We start from the raw sequence: 12,694 nt of genomic DNA on the forward strand, positions 1-12,694 counted from the left end.
TCTCTTCCGAGGTGAATATGTTGTTCAAGTTGAAAGCTCTAACCGGGATGAGGAGAAATGTAGCGCTTCTCTTTCTCGATTTTCTTCTCATATACCTCGCATATGTTATGGGAATGTACTTCAGGTACGGTATATTCAACCTGTACGAGCCGGAATTCTTCGTGAACGGCATTTTTTTCAGTCTTTTCATAGTCATATCACTGGCCCTGAACGGTACCTACAAAATAGCCTGGAGTTACAGCTATTTCAGGGATTACTGGATCGTCATACGGGGAATCGCGATTGGTTTCGTAGCTGGATTTGGGATCGGAAGGTTGCTTATACTCTTCAACATAAAGCTTTTGACGGTCCCTTTCACTGTTTCAAGCATGGCCGCTATCGGTTCGGCCTTTCTTATAATCTGGTCGAGAATAATGTGGTTGAGCTTTATCAACAGGAGGCATCACGTGCTTGCAGCATCGGAAAGAGTGCTGATAGTGGGTGCCGGAGACGCCGGAACATCTCTCGCCGAAGAACTGGCCCACCATCCCGAAAACGGTGTAGTAGTAGGTTTTGTTGACGACTCCCCCAGAAAGCTCCATCGCAGAATTAGGGGAATTCAAGTTCTCGGAGATTCGACGCAGATAATGGAACTGGTCGAAGGATTCAAGATCGATAAGGTGATAGTTGCAATACCCTCGGCCGACTCGCAGACTTTGAGGAAGATCTTCTCACACATCGATACCAAGAAAATAAAAGTACAGACTCTTCCCAGCATGACCGAAATAATAGACGGTAAGGCCAAACTGGGCTATCTTCGGGAGATAGATATAGAAGACCTGCTCGGTAGGGAGTCCGTAAAGGTCGATCTGGCTTCACTAAAAAACTACATAGTCGGAAGAGTTGTTCTTGTGACCGGTGCTGGAGGCAGCATAGGCAGCGAGCTTTGCAAGCAGATAGCTCCATTAGGTCCAGGCAAACTGCTTCTTCTGGGCAAAGGTGAGAACAGTATATATGAAATAAAGCAGGAGATTTCAAAACAATATCCGGATATCCCTCTGAAACAGCTAATAGGAGATGTCCAGGACAAAGACCGGATGGAGTATATCTTTAAAACCCATAGACCGTCGTTGATATTCCACGCGGCCGCTCACAAACACGTCCCGCTGATGGAAGAAAACCCCACTGAGGCCTTCCGGGTGAATTCTCTTGGCTCATTAAATATTGCCTTGATGGCTCACAGATACTCGGCCGAGGCCATGGTTATGATTTCGACTGACAAAGCGATCAACCCTTCCTCTATCATGGGCGTTTCGAAAAGGCTGGCCGAGGAGTTCGTCAGGTCGATCGCCGAAAACAGCGCTACACGCTTTGGGATAGTGAGGTTCGGTAACGTACTCGGTAGCCGCGGCAGTGTCATACCCCTCTTCAAAAAGCAGATACAATCTGGTGGTCCGGTAACAGTTACCGATCCGAGAATGACCAGATACTTCATGACCATACCCGAGGCCGTTTCTCTAGTTCTTCAGGCCGGTGCATACGCCACAGGAGGCGATATTTTCGTTCTGGATATGGGCGAGCCGGTCAAGATATCGACTCTGGCGAGAGAGATGATCACACTCGCCGGTTATGTGCCAGAACAGGAGATAATGATAGAGTACACCGGAGCCAGGCCGGGGGAGAAGCTTTTCGAGGAGCTCGTCATGACCGACGAGACTTTATCGAAAACGAAACATCCTAAGATCTTCAAATTGAACGGGCATAGCGTTCTCGGTGAAAAAGAGATGGAAGAGTTGGTTTCGAAACTCGAGCTGGCAATACGTAACAGCGACTATGCAGTTCTGAACGGGATAATAGAACAATTTTTGCCCGATGCGACGGCCAGGATCAAAACAGGGAGAGATTTTTCATGAACTGGTATTTGAACTTCGTGAGAGGTTATCCCTTCGTATCGGCCATGATTCAATTCGCCGTTCTCGGTACCCTGGGCGATCTTGTCAGTAGGAGACTTTCGGGATCAAAGGAAAGCGCTTCTGTATCGCTCATTCTGACGAAGATGCTGGTATGGGCCGTTCTCTCGATCTTCATAAAGGTGGCTTTCATAGGTTTCGAAGGGTTCGTAAACACTCTCGGTCTCTACAGGGTTTTGCCGGTAGTCTTCTTCGAAAACGGTTTTCTCAACGCTCTGGCGCGATCGTTGGCCATGAACCTTCAATTCGGGGTCTTCCTCGTTCTCTTGCATAGACTACTAGACAACGTGGTTGAACGAAAGAGAAACTGGAAGAAGCTCGATTCTGCCTTTCTTTCTCTTCTATGGTTCTGGATACCGGCCCACACGGTCACTTTCATGCTTCCAAAAGATTATCAGATAGGGCTAGCAGCCCTATGGTCATTCATGTTAGGTCTTCTTCTATCAACTTTTACGCATTCCAACAGGGAGGTGGAGTAGTTGTTAGTTCCCCTTGCAAGGCCCGATATTACGAAGCGCGAAGTCGAGGCCATCATCGGTCTTATGGATTCGGGAATCCTGTCTATTGGTCCGAAGGTCGTGGAGTTTGAGAGGATCATCGCTGATTATGTTGGATTGAAATATGCGATCGCTGTGAACAGTGGTACGAGCGCTCTACATCTTATAGTAAGATCCGTTGGCCTAGGTAGAGGGAAAGTGATGTTGACCAGCCCCTTCACGTTCGTCTCTTCTGCGAATGTCGCGATATATGAAGGAGCCATACCGGTCTTCGCCGACATAGACGAAAAAACCTACAATATCTCTCCCGAAACTCTGGATGAAGCACTCGAGGAATATTCCAGAAAGGGGCTCGAAACTGAAAAATTGTCTCTAAAAAACTTCTTGCCCGATCTTTTCATGGGCGTTGATATCTTCGGCCATCCGATGGATTGGGAAGGGATCGAAGCAGTCTGTCAAAAGTACGCGATCCCGATAGTCGAAGATTCCTGCGAGGCTCTGGGCAGCAGCTATCTCGGTAAGAAAGCCGGATCCTTCGGCCTAGCCGGTGCCTTCGCTTTCTATCCCAACAAACAGATAACGACCGGCGAGGGCGGCATAATTGTGACGAACGATCCATCAATAAACGAACTTTCCAGGAGCATGAGAAACCAGGGGCGCGGTGTTGCCGAGAATTGGCTGGAGCACGTTAGGCTTGGCTACAACTACCGTATGGATGAACTTTCTGCAGCCCTGGGCATCGAGCAGATGAAAAGGATCGACGAGATACTCAGAAAGCGCAAAGTCGTGGCCGATCGTTACTCCGCTTTACTCTCGAAGATCGGAGGGATTACCGTCCCCTACCTCGAAGATTACGTGACTTCCATGGGATGGTTCGTGTACGTGATAAGGCTCGATGAAAGGATCGATAGAGATCGATTTATGGATCGGCTGAAAGAAAACGGTGTGCAATGTCGCGAGTATTTCAGACCGGTTCATCTTCAGCCCTTTTATGTAGAGGAGTTCGGTTATCGCGAGGGGAGCTTTCCGGTGACGGAGAGGATTTCAGCGCAAACTGTAGCCATTCCCTTTTTCAGTAACCTCTCTCCCGATGAACAAGAGTACGTCGCACAGGTTGTAGCTAAGGCCGTCGAAAGGTGTGGATGATGGAAATACTCATGGCCTTCGGTCTGTCTCTGGTTTTCAACTATGTACTCAAAGTTCTCGGAATGAAACTCGGTTTCGTCGATAAGCCCGCCGGAACGCTAAAACCTCACGAAAAGCCGATACCTTATCTCGGCGGCACGGCGATACTTCTGTCGATCTCACCATGGTTCCTTAACTATCCAGAGTACTTCTTTCCTTTTATCGTTATGTGGATTGTAGGTTTTATAGATGACAAAAGGGGACTCTCGCCTAAAGTAAGGCTTTTCATAGAGCTGGCCGGCGGTTTTTCGATATCCTACATAATCTTCGGCTATTCCTTCTTCGATTCGGCAATACTCGCCTTCGTTTTTACCATGGCGGTAAACGCTTACAACATGGTTGACGGTCTGGACGGTATATGTGCGGGAAATACAATAATTTTTTCAGTTTTCGCCTTCATGGCCGGTTTTTCCCCCGACATATCGCTGGCCGTAGCCGGCGCCTTTGCCGGTTATCTATTGTATAACTTCCCTCCCGCGAAGGTTTTCATGGGAGATCAAGGGTCGTATCTGGCCGGAACTTTTGTGGGATTGCTTCTGCTAGAGAGCTGGGAAAGCCAGAATTTCGTCAGAATCGCCGCCTTCTGCTGGCCGGTCTTACTGGATCTCTTCGTAGGTTTCGTTAGACGTTCCCTGGCAGGGAAATCACCCCTGAAAGGAGACAGAGACCATTATTACGACAAGATCTTCGCGATCACCGGTAAAAAAAAGAGAGCTACGTTTTTTATAACCTCTTCGATAGCCCTCTTTTATGCTTTGGTAGGCCTTCTGCTACCGGTTACCGCGATTCCCTTCGTTCTCATTATTTCATCGGTAGTGCAGGTCTTTCTTCTCAAATCGCTACGCCTTACTTGAACCACCTTATCTTGAAAAGGATGAATCCGACGATAACGGCTGCCAGACCGGAAAGTCCCATCGACCAGTAGAAGATACTCGGACTGTCCATGAAGGGGAGAGCTACGTTCATTCCATAGATCGAAGCGACAAGTGTAGGAATCTGCAGCGCGAGAGTCACAATGGTGAGTATCTTCATAACGACGTTCAGGTTGTTCGATATTACCGAAGCGAAAGCGTCCATCATGCCGGTCAGTATATCGCTGTAGATGTTAGCCATTTCTATGGCCTGTCTGTTCTCGATAGATATGTCCTCGAAGAGTTCCTCGTCTTCTTCGTATAGAGTCAATATGTGGGCTCTTTTCAGCTTCTCGTACATCAGTTCGTTCGATCTCAGAGATGTTGTGAAGAAGACCAGAGATTTTTCGAGGTTCAGCATGGCCACCAGCTCCTTGTTTCTTGTAGAGCGGTGTAGCTCCGACTCTATCTCGTTTGAAAGCCGTCGGATCTCTTTGAGATACCTCAGGTAATAAACCGTTCCCCTGTCGAAGATTCTCAGCAGGAGTCTGTTGCGTTTTTTTGTGGAAACGTCCCTGACACGCCCTTCGATGAGATCTTCGAGGATAGCGCTTTTAAAACCGCTGATGGTGACGAAATAACCCGACTTCATGGCTATGCCAAGAGTCATGGTCTTATATGGAACGGCCTTGTCTTCACCGTCGAAATAAGGGAGTTTGGTGATGATATATACGAGGTCCTCATCCTGCTCGAACCTGGCCCTCTCTTCCTGGTCGAGCGAGTCGTACACAAAATCTTCTTCCACACCCATTTCCTTGAGAAAGGATATATCTTCACTGTCCGGAGAAGTGATGTTTATCCAGCAGCCCTCCACGGGTGTATCGATAGACTTCAACTTACCGTATTCAGATAACAGCATCTCTCGCACATCGATTACCTCCTTCTTGTTATTAAGTCATTAAGTCAAGGAATGGTTTTCCCGTCCCGAGAAGGAGGTCTCAATGGACGAGAAAGATCAAGGTGGCGGTTCACTCTCACTACTGTATAATTCCATGTATTTCACCTCCAGCTTCAGAATTATAGCATGTAGAATAACAGGCAGACCTTGAGGGTTTGAAAAACACGTCTGAAGTGTTACGCGCTTAGAACTTTACTTCTACCGTCCAGATGTTTTGCTACTTCCGACCGGACAGGTTACAATTGATTATGAAGGAGTTGATGAAATTGATGAAAGCGAGGAGATTCCTGGTTACGTTGATTTCAATGATCGCCGGTCTTTCTTTTGGCGTTTATCTCAGCGATGCCACCGGCGAGCAGATCACCATTACATGGTTCACCGAAGAGCCTTCTGATTCCTATCTGATCGTCTATGACGGATCTAACGAGTGGATACATTCCGAGACTGAAGTGACACTTCACAGGTTCCGAGTTTCCGGCCTGAGACCGGGCACGAGTTATGCCTACAGTGTGAAGAGTATGCGGGGAGACAAACTCGTGTACAGAGGCGGTGGGGTGTTGACGACTTCGCCTCAGAGGAACTCTCCTTTTAGATTCGCAGCCTATGGCGATAGCAGAAGCGATCCCGAAGTTCATAAGGCTGTAACGGCAGCCATAGCCGCAGAGAACGCTTCACTGGTTATAAATACCGGGGATCTCGTTTCCAGCGATGATGATATGGAAGGCTGGAAGGACTTCATGAAGGCTGTGGAAAGCCTCTCCAACAGTGTATATTACAGCACCATAGGAAATCACGAAAGCGATGCGGTCAATTACCTGAGGTTCTTCGCATATCCTGGAAATGAGCGTTACTATAGCTTCTGGTACGGTGATATCTTCTTTGTCTGTTTGAACACGAATGAATCCTTCGACAAGTATTCACAGCAATACATCTGGTTTCTCACAGAGCTCGAAAAAGCAGCCGTTCTAAATCCTGCCTTCACAATCGTCTTTTTCCACCACCCTCCTTACAGCTTTGGGCCGCACGGCGATCACTTTTATGTGAAAGAGTACCTGGTTCCCGTCTTCGAAAGCTACGGAGTCGATATAGTTCTAAACGGTCACGATCATGGCTATCAGAGAATGGAGAAAAACGGAGTGAACTACATAATAACGGCCGGCGGTGGTGCACCTCTCTATGAGATCCTTCCCGGGCCGGGATTGAAGGCTTACGGCCAATCTCACCATTACGTTCTCTTCGAATACACCCTCGACGGTATCTCCATCCAGGCCAAATCACCTCAGGGAGAGATCATCGACAGCATCTTTATCAGGAAACATTAACCGGGTGTTTTGACAGTTCAATTCGGTCAACATTTTTAACACCGGCATAATTCAGACCGTTTTGATCGACGAACCCTGCCATCGGTGTGGGCGACGCAGGTAATACTTAGACAAACTTGGCGCGACAACATAGAGCGATTGGCGACATTTTTTTCTGATCGTTTCTGAAACTGGCTTTTCGAGTGATCCGGTCGTTAATACTCGACTAAAACTCAAATAATGCTCCCGGAGTATAAACGTATTGTCGAAAAACTTCGGGAGGTGCAAGAGATGAAAAAGACAATTGCAACGATTGTTCTGACGACTCTTTCGGTTGTGCTGGTATTGGGTTCAACACTAGTTATAAAAGGTTCCAACACAGTCTATCCAGTCGCCCAGCTCTGGGCAGAAGGTTTCAAGGCTCTCAACCCAGACGTTGAAATCTCTATCGAAGGAGCCGGTTCATCCACAGGAATTAAGGCTCTTTTCAACGGCCAGACAGATATCGCCAACTCCAGCAGGTGGATCAAACCTTCGGAAATCGAACAGATGAACAGAGACGGGAAGTACTTCGTTCCCTATATCGTTGCCTACGACGGCATAGCCATAATCGTTAACAGATCCCTTGCAATTGAAAACATAACGCTTCAGCAGCTCTACGATATCTACTCTGGTAAGGTGACTACCTGGAACCAGATAGATTCGTCACTTCCAAAGGCAAGAATCGTTCCGTTCTCAAGGGATAACGCTTCCGGAACTTTCGAATACTTCGTGGAGCATGTCATGAAAGGAGACAAACTTGCGCCGCAGGTTCAACAACTCGCTTCCACCAGCGCCGAGGTTGAACAAATAGTTCAGAACATATACGCGATCGGCTACATCGGCATGGGTTATATTACTGGAGAAGTCAAGGCGCTAACCGTCGAAGGAATCGAACCGACTGTTGCAAATGTCAACGCCGGTATATACCCGATATCCAGACCCCTATTCATGTTCGTGGACGCCACTAACGGACTCCCCACGGGAACTGTGGCCGATTTTCTGAGATACGCTCTCTCGCCGGAGGGTCAGGCAGCCGTTCTCACGGTTGGTTACGTAAACGCATATGGCACGAAATAAGATTGGATGAGACCGGTTGAGAAGAAAGAAAGTTGAACTATCGGCGAAGGTTTTAGTGACCTTCGCCGCTTTGCTGACATCTATTATAGTCTTTGGGATCTTTTACTTCCTTGTATCCGATGGGGTGCGCGTATTTGGAAAAATATCGCTAAAAGACTTCTTTCTCAGCACCCGCTGGTACCCAACTTACGAAGATGCCGAGTTTGGAATTCTCGCCTTGCTCGCCGGTACTCTGAGCGTTACGGGATTAACCCTGGCTGTGGCGATTCCCATGGGTTTTATCTGTGCGATCTTTCTGGCCGAGTTCAGCGGCAAGAAAAGCCACGATGCTATCAAATATATCTTCGAACTCATGGCTGGTATCCCGTCGGTTGTACTGGGGAGTTTCGGTCTCAAGTACGTTTCCAGATGGTTGATGGAGCACTTCCCACTCCAAATATGGACCGGGCTGAACGTCATGAACGCCTCATTAATGCTTTCTGTCCTCGCGATGCCGTATTTTGTTACTCTCATGGAAGATGCCCTGAGAGCCGTTCCGATTGATCAGAAAGAGGCTTCGCTCGCTCTGGGTGCGAACATGACTGGCACAATTTTCAGGATACTCTTGCCTCAGGCAAGGAGCGGCATACTGAATGCGATCATACTTGGAACCAACAGAGTGATCGGTGAGACCATGGTAGTTCTCATGATTGCAGGAGGAGCTACTATGATTCCCAGTTCGATCTTTGACCCGGTCAGGCCACTAACCTCGGCAATTGCCGGGGAAATGGGAGAAGTCGAGTTGGGAAGCACACATTATTTTGCCCTTTTCATGATCGGCGTAGTACTTATGGTGATTTCGACTGTTTTCACTCTGATAGCCATGAAGTTAAAAAGGAGTAAAGAAAAATGAATGTAGACGCGATCGTGAAGATAATCTTCGCCATCGTTTCATACGCTTTGATCGGCCTTATGCTTGCTTTGATAGGCTTTCTAATTATCAATGGTCTGGATGATATAAGCTGGGAGTTTTTAACGACATTTCCAAGCAACTCGATGACTGAAGGCGGAGTATGGCCTGCAATAGTTGGAACGGTTTACTTCGTGACGGTGGCTTTGTTGTTCTCGATACCCGTTGGAATACTGGCAGCCATTTATCTGAGCGAATACAGCAAAGACACAGCCTTCAGAAGACTTATTCTCGCCGCTAACAACATTCTTTCCGGGATCCCCTCAGTTGTCTTCGGCCTGTTTGGCCTATCACTCTTCTCGATCACTTTCGGGTTCGGAACGTCTGTTCTAGCCGGAGGATTGACACTGGGTATAATGTCTCTTCCATACATAATATCCAACACGCACGAGAGCCTTATTGCCATTCCAGAGTCATATAGAGAAGCGTCTCTCGCGTTGGGCGCCAACAAGGCCGAGACGACTTTCAGAATAGTTTTGCCGGCTTCTTTCTCTCGAATTTTGACAGGGGTTATCATAGCGACTGGAAGAATAATAGGAGAGACGGCACCTATACTTTTCACCGGTGCGGCCTTCTATATAACCAGGAATCCCACTGGTCCCTTCGAACCGGCGATGGCCTTACCGACGCATATATTCGTTCTTTCGGCCGTGTATCCCGATAATGTTACTCCCAAACTCGAAGGCAGCATATCTCTCCTCTTGATCATAGTGGTGGTTCTCTTCTTACTCGTCGCCATCAGACGGAAAAAAGAAATGAAGAAACTGGAGGTGTGAGTGTGGAAGATACGATCTTCGCAATAGATAAATTGAACGTCTTTTACGGTGAAAAGCATGCGTTGAAAGACGTGACATGTAAAATATCCCGAAGGAAGGTGACGGCTGTCGTTGGTCCTTCCGGTTGCGGTAAATCGACCTTTCTCAGAACATTGAACAGGATGAATGATTTGATCGCTTCTTATAGGCATACCGGCTCCATAAAACTTCTGGGCAAAGAAACGCTAACAATGGACCCGGTCACTTTGAGAAAACAGGTGGGCATGGTCTTTCAAAAGCCCAATCCCTTTCCCAAAAGCATACAGGATAATGTAACGTATGGGCCAAGAGTACACGGCGTGAAGAACCGTCAGAGATTGAAAGAGATAACCGAGCGTTCCCTCAAACAGGCGGCGCTCTGGGATGAAGTGAAGGACGAGTTGAAAAAGAACGCGCTGAACCTCTCCGGTGGACAGCAACAGAGACTCTGCATTGCAAGGGCGCTATCGGTAGAACCGGAAGTCCTGCTGCTTGACGAGCCTACCAGCGCTCTGGATCCCATCGCAACGCAGAAGATAGAAAAACTTATCGAAGAACTCTCTGAAAGGTATACTATAATAATAGTTACCCACAATTTGCAGCAGGCTCTGAGGATTTCTGATTACTTGATGTTCTTCTATGTTGGTGAACTGGTCGAGTTCGATGCGACCGAGAAGATAACTACTAACCCGTCAGATCCGAGAACCAGCGACTATTTGAGGGGTATTTTCAGCTAACGGGGAGTGGTAAGCATGACTCAAGAAAGGCAGCATCACCTTGAAGCGGGTTTCAACAGGTTGAAATCGATGCTCTCTGATATGATAGAGAACGTCAGATCCAGCCTTGTAAAGGCGATAGACGCTTTAGACAGACTCGACGGAGACTCTGCCAAGGCGGTTATAGATGGTGATCAGATCATAGATGATCTGCAACGCAAAATGGACCTGGAGATATGTAACTATATAGGAAGATTCCAGCCTCTGGCCGAAGATCTGAGGTATGTCCTAACTATGATGAAGCTCGCTACCGATCTAGAGAGAATAGGAGATCTGGCCGTAAATATCGCCGAAGTTGCCGTGAGGTACGAAAACCAGACGCTGGTGAAGCCTTTGATCCATATCAAGAAGATGACCGCCGTAGTAGAGAATATGCTCGATGAGATTATCAGGGCTTATTACAACAGAGATATCGAAGTTACCAGAAAAGTCTGGAGCGATGACGCCAAGGTCGATGAATACTATGTTTACATAAAACGCGAAGTTCGCGATAAACTGGTAAATATGACCGATCCAAAAGCCATAGCCCAATTGCTGGATCTTTTGCTCGTTGCCAGGTTTCTCGAAAGGGCTGGCGATCATGCTACCAATATCGCCGAGGAGATCTACTATATCGCGAAAGGCGCCAATCTCAAGGAGGAAATGCGACGTTGAGAGTCTTAATAGTAGATGACGATCCCGATATTTTGAACATTGTCAGGACAGCCTGCGAAAGTGAGACTATGGAAGTTGATACCGCGACCAGCGCCGAAGATCTCTGGCGTGTTCTACAGTCAGGCAGACCGGACGTGATCCTTTTGGATATCATGCTCCCAGATGCAAGCGGACTGGATTTGGTCAAGAAAATACGCTTGACAAACCCGAATATCCCCATAATCTTCCTGACGGCCCGCAAATCCGATCTGGACATGATACTGGGACTGGAGCTCGGAGCCGACGATTATGTTACCAAACCCTTCAACCCTCGAGCACTCGTAGCCAGGATCAAGGCTGTCCTCAGGAGGTCCGAAGTATCCGGAAAACTAGAAGAGCAACTTTTAATCGGTGAGGTTCTGGTGAATTTGAAATCTTACACGGTCACACGGAATGGAGTCTCGGAAGAATTAACCAGAAGAGAATTTGAATTGTTGAAAATACTGGCCGAGAACCCCGGAAGGGTCTTCACCCGCGAAGAACTGCTCGATAAAGTCTGGGGGATCGATTTCTATGGCGATTTCAGAACCGTCGATGTTCATATAAGCAAGCTAAGAGAGAAGATCGGCGAGAAGTTCATCAGGACAGTCAGAGGCGTGGGATACAAATTCGTTCTTGGTGATACGAAATGAACGAGTCGCTCCTGAATGAATTCAGCGAAGGTGTCCTCAAGATAGACGAGGGACTGGATATTGTCGAGGCCAACTCTTCGGCCAGAAAACTGCTCGGAGAGGTCGAAGGCAGAGCCCTTCCAGATGGTTTACATGTTCAGGGAATATCGAAGATCGTGGATAGTTTTATATCGGATTTGAAATTCGAAACCGACACGATCTACGTCAAGGACGATATGACCCTTTACCTGCATGTGAAGGTGGTTCCACCATACATATTATTGAAAAACATAACTAACGAAAAACTATTCGAAAACGCCAAGATGGATTTCGTGAACTCCATAGTCCATGAATTTTCTACTCCCTTGGCGGTAATCAATGGCTACGTTCAACTGCTCATTGAAAAACGTGAAAAGCTTCCGTCAGATGTGATCGAAACAATCGAAAGAATATCGAGATCGACCAACAGGCTTGCACGCCTAGTGGAAGAGCTGGGTTTACTCTCGAATCTCGAATTGCAAAACTACAGGGTAAAGGTAGAAACGGTAAATCTGAGAGAACTGGTCGACGAGGCCATTTGCGATCTCGAAAGCAAATGGAAGCGGAAGAGATTACAGATCGAGGTATCTGTCTCTTCCGATATCTATGCCGCGGCCGACTCGATGCTTCTCTTCAGAATAATTTCCAACCTTCTTTCTAATGCCGTAAAATACTCGAGCATCGGGGAAAAGATCGAAATCACGTCTTACGAAACTGACCGAAAAATCTTCCTCTCCGTCAAAGACAACGGAATCGGAATTAAAAGCGATGAACTTCCCAGAATCTTCGAGAGGTTCTACCGTGCCAGCAACGCCAAAACTTCTGGCTCTTCGGGGCTGGGACTCGGATTGTCTCTCGTGAAGCACGCTTTGAACCTGATCGGCGGTACGATAGATATCAGGTCTCGCTATATGCTTGGAACCACGGTTACTATTAGCATTCCGAAGAAGATTTGACGCCAGAACCCGTCCT

The 12,694-nt window shown here is 47.5% G+C and carries 13 protein-coding genes; 12 read left to right on the forward strand and 1 reads right to left on the reverse strand.

The window, feature by feature from the left end; genetic code table 11:
- Nucleotides 1-17 precede the first annotated feature (17 nt).
- Genes MESINF_RS07340 through MESINF_RS07355 form a run of 4 tightly spaced genes read left to right on the forward strand, consistent with a single transcriptional unit; the run spans nucleotide 18 to nucleotide 4,485 of the window.
- Nucleotides 18-1,892 (forward strand): polysaccharide biosynthesis protein, encoded by a 1,875-nt coding sequence (locus MESINF_RS07340; RefSeq protein WP_231936665.1) that lies wholly within the window; start codon nucleotides 18-20, stop codon nucleotides 1,890-1,892.
- Entirely contained in the window at nucleotides 1,889-2,428 is a 540-nt protein-coding gene (locus MESINF_RS07345; protein ID WP_169699213.1) for a hypothetical protein, read from the forward strand. The genes MESINF_RS07340 and MESINF_RS07345 overlap by 4 nt, the downstream gene beginning before the upstream one ends.
- On the forward strand, nucleotides 2,429-3,592 hold the full coding sequence (locus MESINF_RS07350) for a DegT/DnrJ/EryC1/StrS family aminotransferase (RefSeq protein WP_169699214.1): 1,164 nt from the start codon (nucleotides 2,429-2,431) through the stop codon (nucleotides 3,590-3,592).
- On the forward strand, nucleotides 3,589-4,485 hold the full coding sequence (locus MESINF_RS07355) for a glycosyltransferase family 4 protein (RefSeq protein WP_169699215.1): 897 nt from the start codon (nucleotides 3,589-3,591) through the stop codon (nucleotides 4,483-4,485). Before MESINF_RS07350 ends, MESINF_RS07355 begins: the two co-directional genes overlap by 4 nt.
- On the opposite strand, the gene MESINF_RS07360 is transcribed toward MESINF_RS07355, so the two are convergent.
- Nucleotides 4,478-5,401: a magnesium transporter CorA family protein gene (locus tag MESINF_RS07360; protein ID WP_231936910.1), complete on the reverse strand. Its 924-nt coding sequence runs from the start codon at nucleotides 5,399-5,401 to the stop codon at nucleotides 4,478-4,480. The two genes, MESINF_RS07355 and MESINF_RS07360, sit on opposite strands and share 8 nt — an antisense overlap.
- A 308-nt stretch (nucleotides 5,402-5,709) precedes the next feature.
- Between MESINF_RS07360 and MESINF_RS07365 the strand changes: the two genes are divergently transcribed.
- The 8 genes from MESINF_RS07365 (at nucleotide 5,710) to MESINF_RS07400 (ending at nucleotide 12,678) form a co-directional block, all read left to right on the forward strand.
- Complete coding sequence (locus MESINF_RS07365; protein WP_231936911.1) at nucleotides 5,710-6,762, forward strand: metallophosphoesterase; 1,053 nt, start codon at nucleotides 5,710-5,712, stop codon at nucleotides 6,760-6,762.
- A 270-nt stretch (nucleotides 6,763-7,032) separates the two neighbouring features.
- Nucleotides 7,033-7,860, forward strand: coding sequence for a PstS family phosphate ABC transporter substrate-binding protein (locus MESINF_RS07370; protein WP_169699218.1), 828 nt, complete (start codon nucleotides 7,033-7,035; stop codon nucleotides 7,858-7,860).
- 16 nt (nucleotides 7,861-7,876) lie between these two features.
- Complete coding sequence (pstC, locus tag MESINF_RS07375; RefSeq protein ID WP_169699219.1) at nucleotides 7,877-8,752, forward strand: phosphate ABC transporter permease subunit PstC; 876 nt, start codon at nucleotides 7,877-7,879, stop codon at nucleotides 8,750-8,752.
- Nucleotides 8,749-9,585, forward strand: coding sequence for a phosphate ABC transporter permease PstA (pstA, locus tag MESINF_RS07380; protein ID WP_169699220.1), 837 nt, complete (start codon nucleotides 8,749-8,751; stop codon nucleotides 9,583-9,585). The genes pstC and pstA overlap by 4 nt, the downstream gene beginning before the upstream one ends.
- Before the next feature lie 2 nt (nucleotides 9,586-9,587).
- On the forward strand, nucleotides 9,588-10,340 hold the full coding sequence (gene pstB, locus MESINF_RS07385) for a phosphate ABC transporter ATP-binding protein PstB (RefSeq protein WP_169699221.1): 753 nt from the start codon (nucleotides 9,588-9,590) through the stop codon (nucleotides 10,338-10,340).
- A 15-nt stretch (nucleotides 10,341-10,355) separates the two neighbouring features.
- Nucleotides 10,356-11,033 (forward strand): phosphate signaling complex protein PhoU, encoded by a 678-nt coding sequence (gene phoU / locus MESINF_RS07390; protein ID WP_169699222.1) that lies wholly within the window; start codon nucleotides 10,356-10,358, stop codon nucleotides 11,031-11,033.
- Nucleotides 11,030-11,704, forward strand: a complete 675-nt coding sequence (locus tag MESINF_RS07395) for a response regulator transcription factor (protein ID WP_169699223.1) — start codon at nucleotides 11,030-11,032, stop codon at nucleotides 11,702-11,704. Before phoU ends, MESINF_RS07395 begins: the two co-directional genes overlap by 4 nt.
- A complete protein-coding gene (locus tag MESINF_RS07400; protein WP_169699224.1) occupies nucleotides 11,701-12,678 on the forward strand; it encodes an ATP-binding protein in 978 nt (325 codons plus the stop codon). The genes MESINF_RS07395 and MESINF_RS07400 overlap by 4 nt, the downstream gene beginning before the upstream one ends.
- The last annotated feature ends 16 nt before the right edge of the window (nucleotides 12,679-12,694 follow it).

It is taken from the genome of Mesotoga infera (assembly GCF_900157305.1).
GTDB classification, from domain to species: Bacteria; Thermotogota; Thermotogae; order Petrotogales; family Kosmotogaceae; genus Mesotoga; species Mesotoga infera.

What these genes read in the sequence shown, in the direction of transcription:
- MESINF_RS07340 (WP_231936665.1), top strand. Translation starts at nt 18, where the DNA reads ATGTTGTTCAAGTTGAAAGCTCTAACCGGGATGAGGAGAAATGTAGCG.
- MESINF_RS07345 (WP_169699213.1), top strand. Translation starts at nt 1,889, where the DNA reads ATGAACTGGTATTTGAACTTCGTGAGAGGTTATCCCTTCGTATCGGCC.
- MESINF_RS07355 (WP_169699215.1), top strand. Translation starts at nt 3,589, where the DNA reads ATGATGGAAATACTCATGGCCTTCGGTCTGTCTCTGGTTTTCAACTAT.
- MESINF_RS07360 (WP_231936910.1), bottom strand. Translation starts at nt 5,401, where the DNA reads ATGCTGTTATCTGAATACGGTAAGTTGAAGTCTATCGATACACCCGTG.
- MESINF_RS07365 (WP_231936911.1), top strand. Translation starts at nt 5,710, where the DNA reads ATGAAAGCGAGGAGATTCCTGGTTACGTTGATTTCAATGATCGCCGGT.
- MESINF_RS07370 (WP_169699218.1), top strand. Translation starts at nt 7,033, where the DNA reads ATGAAAAAGACAATTGCAACGATTGTTCTGACGACTCTTTCGGTTGTG.
- pstA (WP_169699220.1), top strand. Translation starts at nt 8,749, where the DNA reads ATGAATGTAGACGCGATCGTGAAGATAATCTTCGCCATCGTTTCATAC.
- phoU (WP_169699222.1), top strand. Translation starts at nt 10,356, where the DNA reads ATGACTCAAGAAAGGCAGCATCACCTTGAAGCGGGTTTCAACAGGTTG.
- MESINF_RS07400 (WP_169699224.1), top strand. Translation starts at nt 11,701, where the DNA reads ATGAACGAGTCGCTCCTGAATGAATTCAGCGAAGGTGTCCTCAAGATA.